The sequence below is a fragment of the Variovorax sp. VRV01 genome (assembly GCF_014852545.1).
GTDB lineage: Bacteria > Pseudomonadota > Gammaproteobacteria > Burkholderiales > Burkholderiaceae_C > Variovorax > Variovorax beijingensis_A.
The window spans coordinates 237269-258461 of the sequence record NZ_JACVBS010000009.1 but is presented as its reverse complement, the minus strand read 5'-3'; the positions used below and the strand labels follow the sequence as shown (position 1 = coordinate 258461).

Here is a 21193-nt window from a genome sequence, read left to right as displayed (position 1 = left end):
TTTCTACCTGCCGCTGCCGTGTTCTTTTGCAGCCACCCCGCCAATCATCAGCCAGGCGCTCAACGCGCTGAGCACCGCCAGCCCCGCGCTCAGCAGCATCACCCAGCGAAAGCCCGCGACGAAGGATTCAGCCACGGCCTTCTTCATGGCCGCGGCGGTGGCCGCATCGACGCCCGGCGGCAGTGCTGCGCCGGCCAGCTTGCTGCGCTCGCCTTCGAGAAATGCCGTCGCCTCGGGCGAAGCCCCCATGCCGCGCAGGCTCTCGGCCAGGGCGCCGTCGAAGGCCCAGGCCATGACCACGCCGAACACTGCAATGGCCAGCACCGCGGCCGCGCGCGACACCGCATTGTTGACGCCCGAGGCCACGCCCGCCAGCTCCGGCCCCACCGCGTTCATCACGGTAGTGGTGAGCGGCGCCACGGTCACGGTCATGCCGAAGCCCAGCACCACCACCGCGGGAAAGAAGCCGCGCCAGTAGCTCGCTTCGACGCCCGGCACCGCGAACAGTGCGAAGCCCGCCGCGGCAATCGCGGGGCCGATCACCAGCGGCAGCCGCGGGCCGAAGCGGTCGACCAACTGGCCGGCCCAGCCCGAGAGCGCGAACATGATGAGGATGAACGGCAGCAGCGCCGCGCCCGCCACGGTGGCGGAGTAGCCCTGCACCTGGATCAGGTTGAGCGGCAAGAAATACAGCCCGCCGCCGAGCGCCGCATACAGCAGCAGGGTCAGCAGGTTGGCGCCGCTGAAGTTGCCGATGCGCAGCAGCGCGAGCGGCAGCATCGGCGTGCGTGCCCTGCGCTCGGCGGCAATGAAGCCCGCGCTGCCGGCGATGCCGATGCCCAGCGCCGCCAGCACCGCGGGCGAACTCCAGTGCCGCGTGGGCGCCTCGATGAACGCGTAGACGATGCCGCCGAGCCCGGCGGTGGCCAGCAGTGCGCCCACCAGGTCGAGCCCGCCGCTGGCCGATGATCCGTGGCTCTCGGGCACGTGGCGCCATGTGATCCACAGCACCAGCAGCGCCATCGGCACATTGATGAGGAAGGCCCAGGCCCACGAGAAATGATCGACCAGGAAGCCGCCCAGCACCGGCCCCGCGGCCGCCGTGATGCCGCTGAAGCCCGACCAGATGCCGATGGCCTTGCCGCGCTCCTTCTCGGGAAATGCGGCGCTGATGAGCGCAAGGCTGCCGGGCACCAGCAAGGCCGCGCCGATGCCCTGCACCGCGCGCGCGGCAATCAGCTGCTGCACGCTGCCCGAGAGCCCGCAAGCCACAGAAGCAACGGCGAAGATGCCCACGCCGATCGCAAAGATGCGGCGCCGCCCGAAGTGGTCGCCGAGCGCGCCGCCCACCAGCAGCAGCGCCGCCAGCAGCAAGGCATAGGACTCGACCACCCACTGCGCCTGAAACGCCGTGGCCCGCAGGTCGGCCTGGATGGCCGGCAGTGCCACGTTGACCACCGTGCCGTCGATGAAGGCCATGCTCGAGCCCACGATGGCCGCGGCCAGCACCCAGGGCTTGGAGGCTTCGGGACAGGCGCCCTCGCCCTCTCGCGCCACGGTGCCGTGCAGGATCAGCGTGTTGTCGCAGGGCGCCTTTCCGATCTGTGCCATGGTGATCTCCGATCCATCTTCCAGAAGCAGATGCCTGTCTTGCTCCTTCCCCCGCCGGGGGAAGGCTGGGATGGGGGCTGCCCTCCCCCGGGGGGAAGCGAGAAAGAATCAGGTCGGACAGGCGGTCGCCGCCGGATCCGCCCGCGCCGCGTTCACGCTGCGCGCAATGGCCTCGGCCGCCGCGGCGGTGACGCGCTGCGCACCCTGCGCCACCGCATCGATGCCGCCCGCAACCGCTTCACCCACGTCCAGCTGGCACGCCATCGTGCGGGGCTGGTCGGAGCGCCGCAGCGTCCAGTTGAAGCCCGCGTCCACCCGGCCGCCATCGACCGCGTCGAACCGGCGCACCTGCACCGCGACGCGCCACACGGGCTGCGAAGACTGGCGGCCGCCCTTGGTGACATCGAGCGCGCCGAGCCGCGCCGCGATGCCGCTGGCCAGCGCGTCCTGCAGCTCGTTCTCGAACGATGCGGCCCAGCGGTGCTGCTCGAGCACGTCGACCTGCACGCTGCCGTTCGCCCGGCCCACCACCATCTGCGGCCGTGCGAGCCGCTCGGGCACCGCCACCGGCGCCAGCTCGATGTAGAGCGGCGCGGCGGTGCCGAGGGTCGGCGGTGCCGCCTCCGAAGCCGGCACCGCGCTGGCCAGCGTGTAGTAGTTGTCGGGCTTGCTCGCGCAGCCCGCGAGGACCACCAGCGCTGCGATGGCCGCGAGCGGAAGCAGCTTTTTCCTGTTCTTCATTTCTTGTCGTCCGGTTTTCCGCGCAAGAGCGACTCGGGATGCCGCTCGAGGTAGTCGGTCAGCACGCGCACCGAGCCTGCGGCGCGGGTCAGCTCGCGCAGCGTCTGGCGCATGTCCTGCTGCAGCGGAGAGTCGTCGGCCAGCGTGCGCTCGGCGCTGTTGACCGTCTTGCGCACGTCCTTCATGGCGGCAGCCAGTTCGGGCGTCAGGTCGGTGTTGATGCGGCTCACCGCCTGCTCGGTGCTGGCCAGCGTCTTGTTGAGCGAGGCGAGCGTGGTGCGCAGGTCGGCCGCGATCTGCTCGTAGGGCACCTTGTTGAGCTTGCTCGCGATCTCCTGCACCTGCGACTGGATCTCGTCCAGGCTGTTGGCGATGGTGGGCAGCTCGATCGGGTTCTTCGCCATGTCGATCCTGGCGGGCGGCGCCTTGGGGAAGAAGTCGAGCGCCACGTACACCTGCCCGGTCAGCAGGTTGCCGTTGCGCAGCTGCGCGCGCAGCCCCTTCTCGGCCAGGAAGCGCAGCCGCTCCTGCTGGGTGGCGCGCGACTCCACACCACTTTCGCCCGCGCGGCGGCGCAGCCGGTCTGGATAGACCTGCACCAGCACCGGCATGCGGAACTCGCGCTCGGCGCGGTCGAACTCCACGCCGATCGACTTGACCTCGCCGATCACCACGCCGCGGAAATCGACCGGTGCACCCGGCGCCAGGCCGCGCAGCGACTGGTTGAAGTACATCAGCAGCGTCTGCGGAGGACCGTCGGGCTCCTTCATGGCCGCGGTTTCGTCCTGCGCGAGCGTGAAGGCCGTGTTCTCCTTGGCCAGCGGGCCCATGGCGTCATCGGGCGCCTGGAAGGCAATGCCGCCGAGCAGGATGGTGGCGAGCGACTGCGTGCGCAGCGTGAAGCCGCTGGCGCTGAGCTGCGCGTCGATGCCGCTGGCCTGCCAGAAGCGCGTGTTGACGCCCACGAACTTGTCGTAGGGCGCATTGACGAAGATGCGCAGCGTCACGCCGCGGCCGTCGCCGTCGAGTTCGTAGGCCGCCACCTGGCCCACCTTGATGCGCCGGAAATACACCGGCGAACCCACGTCGAGCGAGCCCACGTCGGTGGCGCGCAGCAGGTACTGCTGGCCCGAGGCATCGCGCGTGACGATCGGCGGCACCTCCAGCCCCTTGAACTCGCTCGCGGTTTCCTTCGACACGCCCGCGTCGGCGCCGATGTAGGCGCCCGACAGCAAGGTGCCCAGGCCCGAGATGCCCGATGTGTCGAGCCGCGGCCGCACCACCCAGAAGCGCGAATCCTCGGCGGTGAAGCTCTCGGCCTCCTTGCTGAGCTGCACGGTCACGCGCACATGCGAGCGGTCGCGCGCGAGCCGCAGGCTCTGCACCGTGCCGATCTGCACGTCCTTGTACTTGACGGCCGTCTTGTTGGCCTCCAGGCCCTCGGCCGTGTTGAAGGTGAGAACGATCTCGGGCCCGCGCTGCATCAGGATCCTGACCACCAGCATCACGCCGACCAGCGCGGCCACGATGGGTATCAGCCAGATCAGCGAGGGCAGCCATTCGCGCCGGCGCACCACGCGCGGCGGAGGAAGCCCGGACGGGGGCGATGGATCGTTGGGGGGTCTGGCTTCGTCGTCGCTCATGCTGGCTTGTGTTCCCTGTTGTCGCGTGCCGGTTCCCGGCGTTCCCGTTCGGCTTCCTGCTGCTGTTCGTGCCTGCTGTCCCAGGTGAGCCTGGGGTCGAAGCTCAGCGAGGCCAGCATCGTCAGCACCACCACCGATCCGAAGGCCGCAATGCCCACGCCCGCGTTGATGACCGCAAAGCCCTGGATCTGCACCAGCCCGGTGAGCAGCGACACCACGAACACGTCGAGCATCGACCAGCGGCCGATGATCTCGATGATGTGATAGAGCCTGGCGCGCTCGGGCCGGCGCCAGCTGCTGCCGCGCTGCGCCAGCAAGGCAAGCAGGATCAGCACCGTGAGCTTGAACAGCGGCACCAGGAAGCTCGCAATGAAGATGATGGCCGCGAGCCCGTAGGCGCCCGACACCCAGAAATAGATGACGCCGCTCAGGATGGTGTCGTACTGCGCGCCGAACAGCGTGCGCGTGATCATCACCGGCAGCAGGTTGGCCGGGATGTACATGATGCATGCCGCAATCAGGAAGGCCCAGGTGCGGTTCAGGCTGTAGGGCTTGCGCGTGTGCAGGTGCGTGCCGCAGCGCCCGCAGGGCTCGCCCTCGGCGGCGCCGCGCCAGACGGCATCGCAGTGCGGGCAGGCCACGAGGCCCAGCGCGCTGGCCGTGGCCACCGGCGCTTCGCCCTCGTCCGGGGCCTGCAATTCGCCTGCGCTCACGTCGCCTCCCTGTCGGGCTCGCCGGATTCGCCAGGCGGGCGAAAAGTCATTTCCCAGAAGGCATTGGGATTGAACGAGAGCACGGCGGTGAGCATGACCGTGAGCGCCATGAACGCCCACAGCGCCGGCCCCGCCACCACGCTCGCCATGCTCGAGAGCTTGACGATCGCCACCAGCACGCCGAGCAGGAACACCTCGATCATTCCCCAAGGCCGCAGCATCTGCATGGCGCGCACCAGAATCGCAAAGCCGGCCGGGCGACGCTCGCGGCTGAGCGGCACCAGCAGGTAGGCCAGGATGCACAGCTGCATCAGCGGAAAGAGCAGCGTCGTGGCCAGCACCAGCAGCGCCACCACCGACATGCCCTCCCGGCTCAGCACCAGCACCGCGCCGGCCAGCGTGGTCTGGCTGCGCAGGCCCTGCAGCTCGATCTCGACGATCGGGAACAGGTTGGCAATGGCGAACATGATCAGCGAGGCCACCGTCAGCGGCAGGATGCGGCGCTGCTGGTCGCCCGCGTGGCGGTAGAGCTCGGTGCCGCAGCGGGCACAGCGCGATACCTCGCGCGGCTTCAGGGGCGCGCGGCTGAAGACCGCGTCGCAGCCCGGACAAACCACGGTTTCAGGTACTTCCGTCATAGGGGCGTACCCTAACCGATTCAGCCGCCCGGCCCCGTCGTCTTCAGCCGCAGGCTGCTGAAGACCGCCGCCAGGCCCGCGCAGCAGGCCGCCAGCACCAGCGCCACCACCGGCCCGTGGCCGCCATGCGGGCTCCAGACGCTGAACACGCCGGCCAGCACCACCGCGCCGAGCGTCTGCCCCGTGAGGCGCGCCGTGCCCAGCATGCCGCTGGCCGCGCCGCTGCGGTGCGCCGGCGGCGAGGTCACGATGGTGTGGTTGTTGGGCGACTGGAACAGGCCGAAGCCCAACCCGCACAGCGCCATGCGCCAGGCGATGTCGGCGTTGCCCGGATGCGCCGGCAGCGCCGCCAGCAGCGCCAGGCCGGTGGCGAGCAGGCCCAGCCCGATGCCGCCGAGCAGCCCGTCCGGGTAGCGCCCGATCAACCGGCCCGCGATCGGCGCCATGGCCACGATGGCCAGCGGCCAGGCGGTGATGAGCAGCCCGGCCTCGATGTGGCTGCGGCCGTACACCTCGAGCAGCAGGAACGGCAGCGCAATGTAGGCCAGCATCTGCGCACAGAAGGCGGCGACCGAAGTGCCCATGGAAAGCGCGAACACCGGAATGCGCAGCAGATCGATCGGAAACAGCGGCACCGCCAGCCTGCGCTGCCGCCGCAGATAGACGAAGCCCACCGCCACGCCGGCCAGCAGGATGAGCCAGGCCGACGACTGCGAGCCGCCGGGCACGCCGCCCTCGCGCACGCCCAGCCGGTCGACGCCCAGGAACACCAGCGAGAACATCAGCACGTTGAGCGCCACGTCGACCGGCGAGAAGCGCAGGCCCGCCGCCGGCGCCACGCGGTTGAACGGCAGCGCCCGCAGGCCGAGCGCCAGCGTGATGGCGCCCAGCGGCACGTTGATGGCAAACAGCCACGGCCACGAAGCCACCGAGAGAATGGCGGCCGCCACCGAGGGCCCGGCCACCGAGGACGTGGCCACCACCATCGAGTTGATCGCCATGCCGCGGCCCAGCAGCGCCGACGGAAAGGTCAGCCGCACCAGCGCCGCGTTCACGCTCATGATGCCGGCCGCGCCCAGGCCCTGGAAGGTGCGCGCGGCAATCAGCGTGGCGAGCGAATCGGCGAAGGTGGCGCCGATCGAGGACACCGTGAACACCGCCATGCCCACCAGGTAGACCCGCCGGTAGCCGACCAGGTCGCCGAGCGACGCGAGCGGCAGCAGCATGACCAGCGTGGCGATCTGGTACGCGTTGACCACCCAGATGGCATGCGAGGGGCTGGCCTGCAGTTCGCGCGCAATGCCCGGCAGCGCCAGGTTGACGATGGTGCCGTCGAGCACCGCGACCATGATGCCGAGGATGATCACCAGCATCGCGCGCCGGCGCGCGGGCAGGTCCAGGCCATCGAGCTGCTGCGCGGCCTGGTCGTCGGCCGCCGCCGCGGCCTGCATGTGTGCCGCGCCGCTCACGCCTCTTGCGTCCTGCGCGTGGGTTCGGACCGCACGCTGCCCAGCGTGAGCCAGGTCAGCACCAGCGCAATCAGCGCGCCGCCGGCCATGCCGGCCACCATCGGCAGCGGGCGGCCGTCGGTAAAGACGCCCACCACCGCCATCGCCAGCGCGCCGGTCAGCATCTGCAGCGTGCCGAGCAGCGCCGAGGCCGTGCCCGCGATGGCGCCGTGCATTTCCAGCGCGAGCACGCCGGTGGTCGGAATCACCAGGCCCATGAAGCCGGAGGCGATGAAGTACAGCACGATCAGCACCCAGAGGCTGTCGCCACCCGCCGCGAAGTACGCGAACATGGCCAGCATCGCGATGCCCGAGGCCACCACGCCGAACTTGACGAGGCCCACCAGCCCGAAGCGCTCGCCCAGCGAACCCGTGAACTGCGAGGCGCCGATGAAGGCCGCCGCGTTCACGCCGAAGGCCACGCTGTAGAGCGCGGGCGACAGGCCGTAGTGGTCGATCATCACGAACGACGAATTCGCCAGGTAGGTGAAGAAGCCCGCCATCGCGAAGCCGCCGATGAACACCAGCCCGAGGTAATGCCAGTCGCGCAGCAGCAGCCCGTAGGCCGACAGGGCGCTGCCGAGGCTGCTTTCGACGCGCTCCGAAGGCGGCCGCGTTTCGCGCAGCTGCGTGACCATCATCGCGAGGCCCGCCACAGCGGCAAGGGTCACGGCCCAGAACACGCCGCGCCAGCCCGCCACCGCGATCACGGCGCTGCCCGCCAGCGGCGCGAGGATCGGCGACACGCTGAACACCAGGATCAGCAGCGACATGAGCCGTGCGGCATCGGTGCCGGTGTGCAGGTCGCGCACCACCGCGCGCGGGATCGCCATGCCGGCCGCCGCGCCCAGGCCCTGCACGAAGCGCAGCGCAATCAGCGTGTGGATGTCGGTGGCCAGCGCGCAGCCCACGCTCGCCAGCGCGAACAGCACCAGCCCGGCATACAACGGCGGCTTGCGCCCGACCATGTCCGAGACCGGGCCGTACAGCAGCTGGCCCGCGCCCAGCGAAAGGAAGAACGCCGTGAGGCTCATCTGCACCGCGCCGATGTCGGCGCGCAGCGCCTGGCCGATGGCCGGCAGCGCCGGCAGGTACATGTCGATGGCGAAGGGCCCGATGGCGGAGAGCAGGCCCAGCAGCAGGGCCATCTTGAAAAAGGGAGACGAAGAACGCATTGGACCGATTGTCGCCAAGCGCGGCATCCGGTGCAGGCGTGGGGTCGCCGACCGGCTGTTGCTAATTCTGGGCAAAGAGTACGACCTTCGTATTCATGCCGGTCGCGTGAACGATGTCCTCCATGCGCAACGCGCCAAACGGCCGCTACGCTATCGGCTGTCCCGGAAATTTCGCCACAACCAATCACAACACCGCATCCAGGAGCAGCACCCCATGGCCCTCGCCCGAACGATCCATGCCGACCTTTTTCGCGTCTTCCTTCTGACCCTGGTGTCGCTCTTCGCCATTCCGGCGGCGACGCTGGTCTTCACGGAGTACGCGCTGCGCACGGAAGACGCCGAATTCCTGCAGGCGATCGAGAAGCGCATCGCCTCCGACACCCGCCTGTCCGCCGGCGACAAGGCGCAGGCCACCGAGTTCTACCGCAGCCATCCGCTCTCCAAGGCCTGCAGCGCAACCGCGCCAGAGGACAAGAACTTCCACGACAAGGTGTGCAGTCCCTATTCGATGCACTGGCAGTTCCACTGGGCCGACCGCGCCGCCGGCTGGACGCTGGTGCTGGGCGCGGCACTGCTCGCGGCGGCGCTGGTGCTGGGCGCACTGGCCTTTGCCAACCGCGGCCTGCGCTATGCGAGCTTTGTGGCGGGCTGGCGGCTCATGACGGTGTCGAGCGCGCTCGAGGTCGCGCTGCAGGGCGCGATGCTGGTGTGGCTGTCGTTCTGGCTCACGGCGTACTTCATGCAGAGCTACTACGTCAAGCTGATCATCATCGCGGGCATCGCGGCCGCGGTGGCCGTGTTCTATGCGATCTACACGCTGTTCAAGAAGCTGCCCTTCGGCAACGAGATCGAGGGCGAAGTGGTGGCCGAGGCCGATGCACCGCGCCTGTGGGAGCGCATCCGCCAGCTGGCCGCGCGCGTGAAGACCGCGCCGCCCGACCAGATCGTGGCCGGCATCGACACCAACTTCTTCGTCACCGAGGCGCCCTGCGAGGTGGGCGGACGCACGCTGCAAGGCCGCACGCTGTTCGTGAGCATTCCGCTGCTGCGCGTGCTCGACCAGTCCGAGGCCGACGCGGTGCTGGCGCACGAGCTGGCCCACCTGGGCGGCGGCGACACCCGCAGCAGCGCGGCGCTCGGACCCAAGCTGCTGCAGTTCGACCAGTACACCTGGAAGATGCGCGAGGGCGGGCTGAGCATCGTGGCGCACTACCTGCTGCGCCTCTACCGCATGATCTTCGCCTTTGCCCTGGCGCGCGACAGCCGCGAGCGCGAGTACAAGGCCGACAGCGTCGCCGCGAGCCTCACGGCGCCGGGCGCCATCGTGCAGTCGCTCATCAAGATTGCGGCCTATGCGAGCTACCGCAACGACGTCGAACGCAAGCTCTTTGCGCAGGACCGCCAGCACGACGGCGCGCTGGGCATCGCCGGCTTCGTGGCCGCGGGCCTGCCGCCTTATGCCAACTCCGACGCGTTCGTCGAAACCATGAAGACCGCCGACGTGCCGCATCCCTACGACAGCCATCCGCCGCTGCTCGAACGCATGCGCAACGTGGGCCACCATGTGCCCGAGAGCGCCTACGGCGCCATCGTCGCGACCGCGCCCGCGGCCTCGTGGGCCGACGACATCGAAACCGCCGCCGCCATCGAACAGCGGCTGTGGAGCGACTACGAGCAGCGCTTCGTGCAGAACCACGAACTGAGCCTCGCCTACCGCTACGAGCCGGCCACCGAAGAAGAGCGCGCCGTGGTGCTGCGCCACTTTCCGCCGGTCGCGTTCGCGCTGAAGAACGGCGAGAACATCGAGGTGAGCCATGCGGGCCTGCGCCAGAGCGTGGACGGCGGCTCGACCATCGGCTGGGACGAAGTCAAGAACCTGACTTTCCAGGACAACACCTTCGGCGACCTGCTGGTGGTCACGCACCACGACAAGGGCATGCTCGGCGCGCGCACCACCAAGGTCAAGGTGGGCGGCCTCGGCAAGCAGAAGGAAAACTTCAAGGGCGCGGTCGGCCGCTACTGGCAGCGCCACCAGATCATGCGGGCTCAGCAGCAACAACAACAGGAATCGCCACAACCCTGACGAGCTGCGGCGCGCTGCTCAATACAAGGTGGAGCGCTGCCGCGCCGGCAGCTCGCGGTCGTAGGCCTCGCCGTCGAACGCGGCATCGGTCAGCGCCGACAGGATGGCGCCGGGCGTGGGCACCTCGCGGCGCGATTCCGCCGGCAGCGGCGCCCACAGTTTCGAGCGCTGGATGGCGCGCGCGCACTGGAAGAAAACCGACTCGACCCCGATCTCGATCACGCACTGCGGCAGCTTGCCCTCCATCGCAAAGCGCGCCATGAGCCCGGGCTCGGTCGTGATGCGCGCCCTGCCGTTCACGCGCAAGGTCTCGCCCACGCCGGGAATCAGGAACAGCAGCGCCACGCGCGGGTCGACCACGATGTTGCGCAGGCTGTCGATGCGGTTGTTGCCGCGGCGCTCGGGCAGCAGCAGCGTCTTCTCGTCCTGCACCGCCACGAAGCCGGGCGGGTCGCCGCGCGGCGAGGCGTCGAGCCCGCCGGGCCCGCTGGTGGCGAGCACCGCGAAAGGCGAAGCGGCAATCAGCGCCTGGTAGCTCGGGTGCAGCCAGGGCACCTCCTTCTTGAGCGAGGCCTCGCCGGCTTCGCCGAACAGCGCTTCGAGCCGTTCGATGGTGTCGATGGCATGGGTCATGGGATCACTCCTTGTTTCTGGTCCGGTGATGCCGACGGGTTCCTGCCGCAGGCCAGTGCCGCCGCGGCCAGCAGCAGCGCGCAAATGCCGTAGAGCCACGACGATGCCACGGCCGGCAGCAGGAGCCCGGCCAGCATCGGCCCGATGCCGGCGCCGATGTCGCGCCACACGGCGCGCGCGGCCAGCGCATGCATGCGCTCGGGCCCCGGGGTGCGGCGCGCCACGATGGGCGGCAGCAAGGGCAGTTGCAAGGCGCGCAGCACCACGATCGATGCCGCGCAGCTCCACAGCCAGCCCAGCCCGAAGCCCGCCAGCGCGATCGCCGTCACGAGCGAGAGGCTCACCAGCAACCGCTCGGCACCGAAGCGCTCCGCCATGTGGCCGCCGACCGGGCTCAACAGGATTTCCGCCAGGTAGCGCAGCGCCATCAGCGAGCCGGCCATCACCACCGCGCCGCCCGGCATCAGATCCTTGCCCAGGTAGGACAGGCCGACGATGAAGAGCCCGTCGAGCGTGAGCCCTTCCATGAACGACCAGGCGTCGAGGCTGTTGGGCCGCCCGAAGCGGCGCGCAGGCCGGCTGTGTGCGCTGCCGTGCGGCGCCGAAGGCAGGCGCCGCGTGGCCAGCACCGCCGCCAGCGAGAACGCGGCAAGAATGCAGAAGATGACGCGCGGGCCGGCCCACAGCGCCAGCAGCGCGCCGAGCGGCAGCGCAAGCACCGGTCCCATCGCGATGAGCGCGCGCGAACGCCCGTTGCGGCGCGCCGCACCCAGCAGTTCGGCCGTGGCCAGCGACTGCGTCGACAGGTTGAGCGCTGCAAAGCACAGGCCCCACACGAGCCGCAGCGGCAGCAGCGCCCAGAAGCCCGAGAGCGTGGCGTAGCCGAGTCCGCAGAACGCGGCCGCCACCACCGCGATGGTGCAGGTGAGCCGGTCGCCGTTGCGCGCATAGAAGCGCGCCACCCAGCCGTACCCCGCAATGCGCACGAGCCGATTGGCCGCAAGCAGCATGCCGGCCTCCGCCAGCGTGACGCCGAACTGTCCCGCATACATCGGCAGCAGCAGGTAGAGCACGACATCGGCCGGCAGCGAAAGCCCGAGCGCAATGGCCGCGTGGCGGGAGTTCAGGTCGGTGGCAGCGAACGCTGGAGCGGGCGTGGTGCGAAGCATCGAGTCCGCATGGTGCGCCGTGGCACGCCTGCCGACAAACGACATTAACGCCCGCCATGCGTGAGAAAATTGCACGCATGCCGCTTCGAGAACCGCCCCTCAATGCCGTGCGCGCCTTCGTCGCCGCGGCCCGCCACCAGAGCTTCACGCGCGCGGCCATCGAACTCCACGTGACCCACAGCGCGGTGAGCCGGCAGATCAAGAGCCTCGAAGAATGCCTGGGCGTCGCGCTGTTCGAGCGCCGCATTCGCCAGGTCGCCCTGACCGCGGAAGGACAGCAGTTCTTTGCCGAGGCAGGCCCGGCCATCGCGCAGATCCATGCGGCGGCGCGTGCGCTGCAGGCACAGGGGCCGGCCCGTGCCGTGAGGATCAACGTGCGGCCCTCCTTCGCGGTGCGCTGGCTCATTCCGCGCCTGCCTTCGTTCGTCGAGCGCTTTCCGGAAATCGAACCGCAGGTGGTCACGAGCACGGTCATGCCCGAGCAGGCCGCGGGCAGCTTCGACATTGCCGTGCGCCGCGGGCTCGAGGGCTGGCCGCCCTCCATCGAGCTTCGCCCTTTCCTCGAGGACGAAGTGCTGGTGGTCGGCGCACCGGCGCTGTTCAAGGCGCATCCGCTTTCGGACCTGCGCGCGCTGGCCTCGCACGTGCAGCTGTCGGCCCGCACGCGCAAGGAAGACTGGGACGCCTGGAAGAAGCACGTCGGCGCACCGCGCGCCAAGCCGGCGGGGCGGCTGCAGTTCGACCACCTGCACTTCGTGCTGCAGGCCGCGGTCGACGGGCTCGGCATTGCCTTGGCGCCAACCTCGCTGGTGGCGCACGACCTGGCCTCGGGCCGGCTGCAGTCGCCGCTGCCCTCGCTGCGCATGACGCTGAACCGCTACTACTACGGCCTGGCACCCGACGCCGCGCCGGAAGCCGCATGCGTCGCGCAATGGTTCGAGGAAATGAGGGCCTCGGACTCGCAAGCCGCAATGGCGCTCGCAGGTCCGTAAACGGCCAGCGCCGGACGGCGCGCGCCCGCAGCATGGGTGCTTCCTCCCACATGAAGCACCCTGCCGCATGAAAGCCCCCCTTCCCCGCCCCTTTGTCCACCTCGCGTGGTCCAACCTCGCGGCACAGTCCGCCGAGCAGCTGAGCCTTGCGGCGGTGCCTCTGGTCGCGGTGCTCGTGCTCGGTGCCGGGCCGGGCGAGATCGGCTTCCTTGCCGCCATTCAGACGCTGCCTTTTCTGTTGCTGTCGATGCCGCTTGGCGTGCTGGCCGATCGCATGTCGCGGCAGCGGCTGATGGTCGCGTCCGAGGGGTTGCGCGCCGCCTCGCTGCTGGTGCTGCTGGCCCTGGTGCTGGCGTCCAGGCTCGGCATCGGCTGGCTCGCGGTGCTCGGGTTCCTGGGCGCGGTCGGCACCGTGGGCTTCAGCGTCGCAGCGCCCGCGCTGGTGCCGGCGCTCGTGCCGCGCGACGCCTTGGCCGAGGCCAACGGCCGGCTGGAGCTTGCGCGCAGCGCCGCATTCACGGCCGGGCCTGCGCTGGCGGGCGCACTGGTTGCGTGGGCGGGTGCTCCGACGGCCTTCGTGCTGGCGGCCGTGCTGTCGATGTCGGCAGTCGGCCTGCTGCTGCGCCTGGCCGAGGCCCCGCGTCCGGCCGCATTGCGGCGCCATCCGCTGCTCGATGTGCGCGATGGCGCGCGCTTTGTCTGGCGACATGAATTGCTGCGGCCCATGCTGACGACGGGCGCGGTCTTCAACATCTCGTGGTTCGTGCTGCAGGCCGGCTACGTGCCGTATGCGGTGCGGGTGCTCGGCCTTGGCGCGCAGGCGGTCGGCTTCACGCTGGCGATGTACGGCGCGGGCATGGTGTCCGGCGCGCTGCTGACGTCGCGCGTGGTGGCGCGCCTGCCGTTCGGCCGTGCGATCCAGATCGGGCCCGCGGTGGCGGTGGTGGCCGCGGCGGCCATGGCGGCCACGCTGGTGGTGCCGGCCGCATCGCTGGCCGCACTGTCGTTCTTTCTGTTCGGTGCCGGGCCGATGGTCTGGACCATCACCACCACCACGCTGCGGCAGAGCGTCACGGCCGGGGCGATGCTGGGCCGGGTGTCGGCGGTGTTCCTCACCATCAATGCGGGCGCCCGGCCGATCGGCGCCGCGCTGGGCGGCACGGTGGGGGCCGCGTGGGGCGAGCCGGCCTGCCTGCTGCTCGCGCTGGCGGGTTTCGTGCTGCAGGCGGGAATCATTTTTGCCTCGCGCATTGCGGGGCTGCACCGGCTGCCGGTTGCGGCGGCGTGACGGCCTCCGGAGGCTGCTAGAAAAGCGAAGCCATTCCGTTCGGCCGCGCGCCTTCGATGTCGAGCATGCGCAGTTTGGTCAGCGCGCCGCCGCCCGCCGAAAAGCCGCCGGGCTTGTTGCCCGCGGCCAGCACGCGGTGGCACGGCACCACGGGCGCGAACGGGTTGTGGCCCATGGCCTGGCCCACCGCGCGCGACAGGCCCTTGTCGCCGAGTTCGGCCGCGATCTCGCCATAGGTGCGCGTCTGGCCGGGCGGAATGCGCCGCGCAATCGCATAGATGCGCTGGTGGAATTCCGACACGGCGCCCATGTCGAGCACGATGTCGCTGAGGTCGTCGGATTCGCCCCGCAGCAATCCCTGGATAGCCGCGATCGCGCCCTGTGCACTTTCAGGAGGATCGGCCTCGGGCAACGCGGGGAAACGGCGCCGCATGCGCGCCCGCGTGGCGGCTTCGCCGTTCTCTTCGGGCAACTGCACACCGAGGAGCCCGCGCGGACCCCAGGCCAGCGCGCAGGTGCCGATCGCGGTTTCGAACAAGGCAAAGCCCGGCTCGATGGTTTCGCTGCTGGTGCTGCGCGATGCTGCATTCATCGCCTCATTGTGTGCCAGCCGCTAAGCCTGATCGGGCGGCAGGGTTGGCGGCACCAGGTGCCGCTCCAGCAGCACCGCCACGTGCACCGCCTCGCGCTGCGCGCCGTCGCCGATCTGGTGGCGGCAGCTGGTGCCGTCGGCCACCACGATGGCGTCGGGCCGCGCGCGGATCGCGGGCAGCAGGCTGGCCTCGGCCATCTGCATCGACACGTCGATGTGCCGCGCCTCGTAGCCGAAACTGCCGGCCATGCCGCAGCAGGAGCTTTCGATCAGCTCGGGCTCGGCGCCGGGAATGAGCCGAAGCACATCCAATATCGGGCTGACCGCGCCGAAGGCCTTCTGGTGGCAGTGGCCGTGCAGCAGGATCGGCGCCGTGGCCGGCGTGAGCGCGAGCTTGAAGCGGCCTGCCTTGAGTTCGCGCGCAATGAACTCCTCGAACAGCAAGGCCTGCTTCGCCACGGTTTCGGCCTTCTTGCCGAAGCCCATCACCAGGGTCTCGTCGCGCAGCGTGAGCAGGCACGAGGGCTCGAGCCCGACGATGGCAATGCCGGCCTCGGCGAGGGGCCTGAGCGCATCGATCAGCGCCTCGGCACGGCGCTTGGCCTCGCCCACCATGCCGCTCGCCAGGAAGGTGCGGCCGCAGCAGTGGTGCCCGCCGCTCTTCTCGACCGTGTGCAGCGTGTAGCCCGCGGCCTTGAGCACGCGGGCCGCCGCCAGCGCGTTCTCGCTTTCGAAGGTGCCGTTGAAGGTGTCGACGAAAAGCACCGCGGCGCGGCCGCCGTTCGCCTGCACCGACAGCACGGCCTCGCGGCTGGCGAACATGCCGTGCAGGTCGGCCTTGGCGCGCCAGAAGGTGTCCGAGCGCCATTGGGGCAGCGACCGGCGCGCTGAAAAACCCAGCAGCTTCTCGCCCAGCCAGGCCGCGCCGGGCACGGTGTTGCGCAGGTTCATGAGCCAGGGCACGCGGCTCGCCCTGTGGGCGTAGTCGGGCATGCGGGCCACCAGCCTGTCCTTGAGCGAGTGGCCGTGGCGCTTCTTGTAGTGGTCGAGAAACTCGATCTTCATCTTCGCCATGTCGACGCCGGTCGGGCAGTCGCGCTTGCAGCCCTTGCAGCCGACGCACAGGTCCATGGTCTCGTGCATCTCTTCGCTGGTGAATGCATCGGCACCGAGCTGGCCCGAGAGCGCGAGGCGCAGCGTGTTGGCGCGCCCGCGCGTGAGGTGCTGCTCGTCGCGCGTCACGCGGTAGCTCGGGCACATGGTGCCGGCGTCGAACTTGCGGCAGTGGCCGTTGTTGTTGCACATCTCCACGGCCTTGGCGAGGCCGCCGGTGCTGTCGCCGCCGGTGCCGGGCGCGGTGGTCTGCTCGGTCACCGGGTCGGCATTGACGTTCCAGGCCGACCAGTCGAGCACGGGCTTGAGTTCGATGCGCCGGTAGGGCCTGGGCGCGGTGGGCGGCGCAAATCGGAACAGCGATGCATCGTCCATGCGCGGCGGGTCGACGATCTTGCCGGGGTTGAACAGGTGGGCCGGATCGAGCTCCTGCTTGATGGCGCGGAAGGCCTCGTTGAGGGCCGGGCCGAACTGCCATTCGATCCACTCGCCGCGGCACAGGCCGTCGCCATGCTCGCCGCTGAAGGCGCCCTTGTACTTGCGCACCAGCGCCGCGGCTTCTTCCGCAATCGCGCGCATCTTGGCGCCGCCGTCGGTGCGCATGTCCAGGATCGGCCGCACGTGCAGCGTGCCGACCGAGGCGTGCGCATACCAGGTGCCGCGGCTGCCGTACCTCGCAAACACCTCGGTCAATGCATCGGTGTATTCGGCCAGGTGCTCGAGCGGCACGGCGCAGTCCTCGATGAAGCTCACCGGCTTGCCGTCGCCCTTCAGACTCATCATGATGTTGAGGCCGGCCTTGCGCACTTCCCACAGGTTCTTCTGGCGCGCGTCGTCGGGCATTTCGACCACGCTGCCGGGCAGGCCCAAGTCGCCCATCAGCTCGACCAGTTGCTTCAGTTGCGGCAGCAAAGCGGCCTTGTCGGCACCGGCAAACTCCACCAGCAGGATGGCCGCGGGCTTGCCGATCAGCGCTGTTTCCACCGTGGGCTTGAAGGCCGGGTTGGCCAGGCTCAGCTCGATCATCGTGCGGTCGACCAGCTCCACCGCCGTGGGGCCCAGCTTCACGATGTGCTGCGCCGCATCCATGGCCGCATGGAAGGTCGGGAAGTTCACGATGCCCAGCACCTTGGCTCGCGGCAGCGGCGCGAGCTTGAGTTTGAGGCTCCTCGTGTAGGCCAGCGTTCCTTCGGCGCCGATCAAAAGGTGCGCGAGGTTCACGCTGCCGTCGGCGGTGTAGGGGCGCTCGCTCTGGTTGTCGAAGATGTCGAGGTTGTAGCCGGCCACGCGGCGCAGCACCTTGGGCCAGTGGGCATGGATCTGCTCGCGGTGCGCCAGCGCGAGCCCGTGCACGAACTTCGCGATGCCCGCCGCGCGGGCGCCCAACGTGGATTGCGGGCCGAACTCCACCAGCTCGCCGCTCGAGAGCCAGGCGCTCGCGCCCAGCACGTTGTGCACCATGTTGCCGTAGGCGATGGAGCGCGAGCCGCAGGAGTTGTTGCCCGCCATGCCGCCCAGCGTGGCCTGCGCGCTGGTCGACACGTCCACCGGGTACCACAGGCCGTGCGGCTTGAGCTGCGCATTGAGGTGGTCGAGCACCAGGCCGGGCTCGACGGTGGCCGTGCCCTCCTCCACGTTCACGTCGAGCACGCGGCGGAAATGCTTGCTGTTGTCGATCACCAGCGCGGCGCCCGTGGTCTGGCCGCACTGGCTGGTGCCGCCGCCGCGCGCGAGCACCGGCACCTTCAGGTCGCGTGCGATGTCGATGGCGGTGGCAATGTCGCGTTCATTCGTCGGCACGAAGGCGCCGACCGGCGTGATCTGGTAGATCGACGCATCGGTGGCGTAGCGGCCGCGCGAACCGTCGTCGAACAGCACCTCGCCTTCGGTCTCGGCGCGCAGCCGGCGTGCGAGCAGCTCGCAGGTGTCGTTGGGCGGAAGAACGGTTCCGGCGGGCTGGATGTGGCTGGCGGGATCGACGCGCATGGTGTGGTGGTGAAGCTCAGCTCGCCTTGTTGTGGGCCTGGGGATAGATCTGGCCGGTGCGCATCAGCTCGAGCACCGTGTCGCGCTTGCGCATCAGGTGCGCGACCAGCACCTTGCGCATCGCCGGCGCATCGCGCGCGGCCAGCGCCTGGACCATCTGTTCGTGCTCTTCGACCGCGTGCTTCCACTTGGCCTCGTCCTGGTTGGTGCGAAAGCGCAGCGACTGCACGCGGGCATTGATGGAGCGGTAGGTGCCGGCCAGCACCGGGTTGCCCGCGGCCTCGTTGATGGCGGTGTGGATGCGCGCGTTGAGGCGGTAGTAGCCCGAGAGATCGCGCCGCGCGAAGCAGGCCATCATTTCGTAATGCAGCGCGTGCACCTCGGCCAGTTCTTCGTCGGTGATGCGCTTGGCCGCCAGCTCGCCCGACATGCCTTCGAGCATGGCCAGGACCTCGAAGGTGTTGAGCACGTCGGCCTCGGTGAGCTTCACCGCCACCGCGCCGCGGTTGGGCAGCAGGTCGACCAGCCCTTCGGCCGCGAGCAGCTTGATGGCCTCGCGCAGCGGCGTGCGCGAGACGCGCAGCTGGAGGCAGAGCTCGCGCTCGTTGAGCTTGGCACCGGGCGCGATGTGCCCCTCGACCAGCATCGTGCGCAGACGCGAAGCCACCTGGTCGTGCAGCGCGAGGCGCGAGATTTCGATGATGTCGGCGGTCATTTCTGTTTCCCTTGAATGCATTTTGAATGCAAAAAACGATGCCAACAACCCGAACATATAAGGGTAAACCATCACGTCAAATTCAATTTTGAATGCAAAACTGAAAGCGAAAGGACAGTCCATGCTGCAACTCGACCTCCATCCCACCGGCCGCCACTTCCTCCAGATTCCCGGGCCGAGCCCGGTGCCCGACCGCATCCTGCGGGCCATGAGCCTGCCGACCATCGACCACCGCGGGCCCGAGTTCGGCACGCTGGGGCTCAAGGTGCTGGGCGGCATCAAGCAGATCTTCAAGACGAAGCACCCGGTCGCGATCTACCCTGCCTCCGGCACCGGCGCCTGGGAGGCTGCGCTCGCCAACACGCTGAGCCCGGGCGACCACGTGCTGATGTACGAGACCGGCCACTTCGCATCGCTGTGGCAGAAGATGGCCACGCGGCTCGGCCTGTCGACCGAATTCCTCGCCTGGTCCGGCAAGGACGAGCAGCTGCCCGCCGCACCCAGCTGGCGCCGCGGCGTGCAGGCCGACCTCATCGAGGCGCGCCTGCGCAAGGACACCGAAAGGAAGATCAAGGCAGTGTGCGTGGTGCACAACGAAACCTCCACCGGCGTCACTTCCGACATCGCCTCGGTGCGCAAGGCCATCGATGCGGCCGGCCACCCGGCCCTGCTGATGGTCGACAGCATCTCGGGTTTGGCGAGCGCCGATTTCCGGCATGACGAATGGGGCGTGGACGTCACCATCAGCGGCTCGCAGAAGGGCCTGATGCTGCCGCCGGGCATCAGCTTCAACGCACTCTCGCCGCGCGCGCTCGAAGCCTCGAAAAGCGCCAGGCTGCCGCGCGCGTTCTGGGCCTGGGACGAGATCGTGGAGATGAACAAGGACGGCTACTGGCCCTACACGCCCAACACCAACCTGCTCTACGGCCTGTCGGAATCGCTCGACATGCTGCTGGCCGAAGGACTGGACAACGTGTTTGCGCGCCATCAGCGCTGGGCCGCCGGCGTGCGCGCGGCAGTCAATGCCTGGGGCCTGCCGATCCAGTGCGCCGACCCGGCCGTGTATTCGCCCGTGCTCACCGGCGTGATCACGCCCGAGGGCGTCGATGCCGATGCGCTGCGCCGCCTGATCCACCAGCGCTTCGACCTTTCGCTGGGCACCGGCCTGGGCAAGCTCAAGGGCCGCATGTTCCGCATGGGCCACCTGGGCGACAGCAACGACCTGACGCTGGTGGCCATGGTCGCGGGCGTCGAGATGGGCATGAAGCTCAGCGGCATCAAGCTCGCGGGCAGCGGCGTGCAGGCCGCGATGGACCATTTCGCGAGCCATGCAGCGGCGCATGCCGGCCTGCAGAAGGCCGCGTAGCCGCAAGAACACACCGGACGCAGCGCGCCGCTCGAACGGCGCGGCGACCGCCACCCTGCCGGGCTTTCGATCCCGGCACGCATCGGACCCACCCCACACTGGAGACAAAGATGATGCAGAGACGTACGCTGATCCAAGCCGCGGGTGCCGCGGCCGCCACGCTGGGCGTGCCCCGGCTCTTCGCGCAGGAGTGGCCTTCGGGGCCGGTGCGCATCGTGGTGGGCTTTCCGCCCGGCGGCGGCACCGATGCGCTCGCACGCGTGGTGGCCCAGAAACTCACGGTGATGTGGAACCAGCAGGTCATCGTCGAGAACAAGGGCGGCGTGGCCGGCGTGCTGGCGGCCGAATACGTGTCGCAGCAGCCCAGCGACGGCAGCACGCTGCTCATGGCGCACATCAACAGCCATGCGCTCGCGCCCAGCCTGCAGCCCAAGCTGCGCTACAGCGTGGAGCGCGACTTCGTGCCGATCGTGCTGGTGGGCGTCACGCCCAACCTGCTGATCGCCAGCCCGGCGCAGAAGGCGCTCACGGTGAAGGACATCGTGGCGGCATGCAAGGCCTCGCCCGGCACGGTGAGCTTCGGTTCGGCGGGCGCGGGGTCGGCGCAGCACCTGGCGCTGGAAATGTTCAAGCTGCAGGCCGGGGTCGATGCGCTGCATGTGCCCTACAAGGGCAGCGGCCCTCTGCTGGCCGACCTGATGGGCGGCCAGATCCAGTACAGCTTCGAGACCATGACCGCGGCCACGCCGCACGTGAAGAGCGGCCGCGTGCTGGCCGTGGCGCAAACGCGCGGCAAGCGCGCCAAGGGACATCCGAACGTGCCGACGATGCAGGAACAGGGCTTCGCGGGTTTCGAGGCCACCACGTGGTACGGGCTCGCGGGCCCGGGCAAGCTGCCGCAGGGCATTGCCGAGAAGGTGAACCGCGACGTCAACACGGCACTCGCGATGCCCGACGTGCAGGAAAAGCTCGACACCTATGGCGCCGAGGATGGCGGCGGGTCGCAGGACAAGTTCAAACAGTTCATTGCCACCGAGATCGCCAAGTGGGCAAAGGTGGTGAAGGATGGCAAGGTGCATGTGGACACTTGAAGCGCTCTTGTTCGGGGTGCGCTCCCGCCGACGGGGGACATTCGCGGAGGGGAGTACCCGGTGGCCTGTGCACGCGCCCTGAACAGCAGCGCCCGAACACAAGAACCCGCAAATACAACACGCCAGAGCAACTGAG

At 69.4% G+C, this 21193-nt stretch carries 17 protein-coding genes; 5 read left to right on the top strand and 12 right to left on the bottom strand.

The window, feature by feature from the left end; all coding sequences use genetic code 11:
• Positions 1–3 precede the first annotated feature (3 nt).
• From IB278_RS18200 to IB278_RS18170, 7 genes are all read right to left on the bottom strand, one after another.
• Positions 4–1611 carry an MFS transporter gene (locus IB278_RS18200; protein ID WP_192324662.1) on the bottom strand — a complete coding sequence of 536 codons (1608 nt, stop codon included), beginning with the start codon at positions 1609–1611 and terminating at the stop codon, positions 4–6.
• Positions 1612–1719: 108 nt separating this feature from the next.
• Complete coding sequence (locus IB278_RS18195) at positions 1720–2352, bottom strand: membrane integrity-associated transporter subunit PqiC (RefSeq protein ID WP_192324660.1); 633 nt, start codon at positions 2350–2352, stop codon at positions 1720–1722.
• Positions 2349–3995, bottom strand: a complete 1647-nt coding sequence (locus IB278_RS18190; protein ID WP_145747446.1) for an intermembrane transport protein PqiB — start codon at positions 3993–3995, stop codon at positions 2349–2351. Before IB278_RS18190 ends, IB278_RS18195 begins: the two co-directional genes overlap by 4 nt.
• Entirely contained in the window at positions 3992–4708 is a 717-nt protein-coding gene (locus tag IB278_RS18185) for a paraquat-inducible protein A (RefSeq protein ID WP_145747445.1), read from the bottom strand. Before IB278_RS18185 ends, IB278_RS18190 begins: the two co-directional genes overlap by 4 nt.
• The gene (locus IB278_RS18180) at positions 4705–5346 is read right to left on the bottom strand and encodes a paraquat-inducible protein A (protein ID WP_192324658.1); all 642 of its coding nucleotides are present in this window, start codon (positions 5344–5346) and stop codon (positions 4705–4707) included. The genes IB278_RS18185 and IB278_RS18180 overlap by 4 nt, the downstream gene beginning before the upstream one ends.
• A gap of 20 nt (positions 5347–5366) precedes the next feature.
• Positions 5367–6797 (bottom strand): MFS transporter, encoded by a 1431-nt coding sequence (locus IB278_RS18175; protein WP_145747477.1) that lies wholly within the window; start codon positions 6795–6797, stop codon positions 5367–5369.
• A 14-nt stretch (positions 6798–6811) separates the two neighbouring features.
• Positions 6812–8002: a multidrug effflux MFS transporter gene (locus tag IB278_RS18170; protein WP_145747476.1), complete on the bottom strand. Its 1191-nt coding sequence runs from the start codon at positions 8000–8002 to the stop codon at positions 6812–6814.
• Between the two features lie 241 nt (positions 8003–8243).
• Between IB278_RS18170 and IB278_RS18165 the strand changes: the two genes are divergently transcribed.
• Positions 8244–10112, top strand: a complete 1869-nt coding sequence (locus IB278_RS18165; RefSeq protein ID WP_145747443.1) for a M48 family metallopeptidase — start codon at positions 8244–8246, stop codon at positions 10110–10112.
• Between the two features lie 18 nt (positions 10113–10130).
• Here IB278_RS18165 and IB278_RS18160 read toward each other — a convergent pair whose 3' ends face one another.
• Complete coding sequence (locus IB278_RS18160) at positions 10131–10745, bottom strand: pyridoxamine 5'-phosphate oxidase family protein (protein WP_192324656.1); 615 nt, start codon at positions 10743–10745, stop codon at positions 10131–10133.
• Positions 10742–11914 carry an MFS transporter gene (locus IB278_RS18155; RefSeq protein WP_192324711.1) on the bottom strand — a complete coding sequence of 391 codons (1173 nt, stop codon included), beginning with the start codon at positions 11912–11914 and terminating at the stop codon, positions 10742–10744. Before IB278_RS18155 ends, IB278_RS18160 begins: the two co-directional genes overlap by 4 nt.
• Before the next feature lie 77 nt (positions 11915–11991).
• Between IB278_RS18155 and IB278_RS18150 the strand changes: the two genes are divergently transcribed.
• Together IB278_RS18150 and IB278_RS18145 are read left to right on the top strand one after the other, a co-directional pair.
• A complete protein-coding gene (locus IB278_RS18150; protein WP_192324655.1) occupies positions 11992–12906 on the top strand; it encodes a LysR substrate-binding domain-containing protein in 915 nt (304 codons plus the stop codon).
• A gap of 67 nt (positions 12907–12973) precedes the next feature.
• On the top strand, positions 12974–14194 hold the full coding sequence (locus tag IB278_RS18145) for an MFS transporter (RefSeq protein WP_192324653.1): 1221 nt from the start codon (positions 12974–12976) through the stop codon (positions 14192–14194).
• A gap of 16 nt (positions 14195–14210) precedes the next feature.
• On the opposite strand, the gene IB278_RS18140 is transcribed toward IB278_RS18145, so the two are convergent.
• Genes IB278_RS18140 through IB278_RS18130 form a run of 3 tightly spaced genes read right to left on the bottom strand, consistent with a single transcriptional unit; the run spans position 14211 to position 18600 of the window.
• Positions 14211–14786: a methylated-DNA--[protein]-cysteine S-methyltransferase gene (locus IB278_RS18140; protein WP_192324651.1), complete on the bottom strand. Its 576-nt coding sequence runs from the start codon at positions 14784–14786 to the stop codon at positions 14211–14213.
• A 21-nt stretch (positions 14787–14807) separates the two neighbouring features.
• Entirely contained in the window at positions 14808–17885 is a 3078-nt protein-coding gene (locus IB278_RS18135; RefSeq protein WP_192324649.1) for an FAD-binding and (Fe-S)-binding domain-containing protein, read from the bottom strand.
• A gap of 16 nt (positions 17886–17901) precedes the next feature.
• A complete protein-coding gene (locus IB278_RS18130; protein ID WP_192324647.1) occupies positions 17902–18600 on the bottom strand; it encodes a GntR family transcriptional regulator in 699 nt (232 codons plus the stop codon).
• A 121-nt stretch (positions 18601–18721) separates the two neighbouring features.
• On the opposite strand from IB278_RS18130, the gene IB278_RS18125 reads away from it, so the two are divergent.
• Both IB278_RS18125 and IB278_RS18120 read left to right on the top strand, forming a co-directional pair.
• Complete coding sequence (locus IB278_RS18125) at positions 18722–19966, top strand: pyridoxal-phosphate-dependent aminotransferase family protein (RefSeq protein ID WP_145747435.1); 1245 nt, start codon at positions 18722–18724, stop codon at positions 19964–19966.
• A 113-nt stretch (positions 19967–20079) separates the two neighbouring features.
• Positions 20080–21057, top strand: a complete 978-nt coding sequence (locus IB278_RS18120; RefSeq protein WP_186454309.1) for a Bug family tripartite tricarboxylate transporter substrate binding protein — start codon at positions 20080–20082, stop codon at positions 21055–21057.
• Positions 21058–21193 lie beyond the last annotated feature (136 nt).

What these genes read in the sequence shown, in the direction of transcription:
- IB278_RS18140 (WP_192324651.1), bottom strand. Translation starts at nt 14,786, where the DNA reads ATGAATGCAGCATCGCGCAGCACCAGCAGCGAAACCATCGAGCCGGGC.
- IB278_RS18200 (WP_192324662.1), bottom strand. Translation starts at nt 1,611, where the DNA reads ATGGCACAGATCGGAAAGGCGCCCTGCGACAACACGCTGATCCTGCAC.
- IB278_RS18175 (WP_145747477.1), bottom strand. Translation starts at nt 6,797, where the DNA reads ATGCAGGCCGCGGCGGCGGCCGACGACCAGGCCGCGCAGCAGCTCGAT.
- IB278_RS18190 (WP_145747446.1), bottom strand. Translation starts at nt 3,995, where the DNA reads ATGAGCGACGACGAAGCCAGACCCCCCAACGATCCATCGCCCCCGTCC.
- IB278_RS18120 (WP_186454309.1), top strand. Translation starts at nt 20,080, where the DNA reads ATGCAGAGACGTACGCTGATCCAAGCCGCGGGTGCCGCGGCCGCCACG.
- IB278_RS18155 (WP_192324711.1), bottom strand. Translation starts at nt 11,914, where the DNA reads ATGCTTCGCACCACGCCCGCTCCAGCGTTCGCTGCCACCGACCTGAAC.
- IB278_RS18180 (WP_192324658.1), bottom strand. Translation starts at nt 5,346, where the DNA reads ATGACGGAAGTACCTGAAACCGTGGTTTGTCCGGGCTGCGACGCGGTC.
- IB278_RS18145 (WP_192324653.1), top strand. Translation starts at nt 12,974, where the DNA reads ATGAAAGCCCCCCTTCCCCGCCCCTTTGTCCACCTCGCGTGGTCCAAC.
- IB278_RS18160 (WP_192324656.1), bottom strand. Translation starts at nt 10,745, where the DNA reads ATGACCCATGCCATCGACACCATCGAACGGCTCGAAGCGCTGTTCGGC.
- IB278_RS18135 (WP_192324649.1), bottom strand. Translation starts at nt 17,885, where the DNA reads ATGCGCGTCGATCCCGCCAGCCACATCCAGCCCGCCGGAACCGTTCTT.
- IB278_RS18130 (WP_192324647.1), bottom strand. Translation starts at nt 18,600, where the DNA reads ATGACCGCCGACATCATCGAAATCTCGCGCCTCGCGCTGCACGACCAG.
- IB278_RS18165 (WP_145747443.1), top strand. Translation starts at nt 8,244, where the DNA reads ATGGCCCTCGCCCGAACGATCCATGCCGACCTTTTTCGCGTCTTCCTT.
- IB278_RS18170 (WP_145747476.1), bottom strand. Translation starts at nt 8,002, where the DNA reads ATGGCCCTGCTGCTGGGCCTGCTCTCCGCCATCGGGCCCTTCGCCATC.
- IB278_RS18195 (WP_192324660.1), bottom strand. Translation starts at nt 2,352, where the DNA reads ATGAAGAACAGGAAAAAGCTGCTTCCGCTCGCGGCCATCGCAGCGCTG.
- IB278_RS18125 (WP_145747435.1), top strand. Translation starts at nt 18,722, where the DNA reads ATGCTGCAACTCGACCTCCATCCCACCGGCCGCCACTTCCTCCAGATT.
- IB278_RS18150 (WP_192324655.1), top strand. Translation starts at nt 11,992, where the DNA reads ATGCCGCTTCGAGAACCGCCCCTCAATGCCGTGCGCGCCTTCGTCGCC.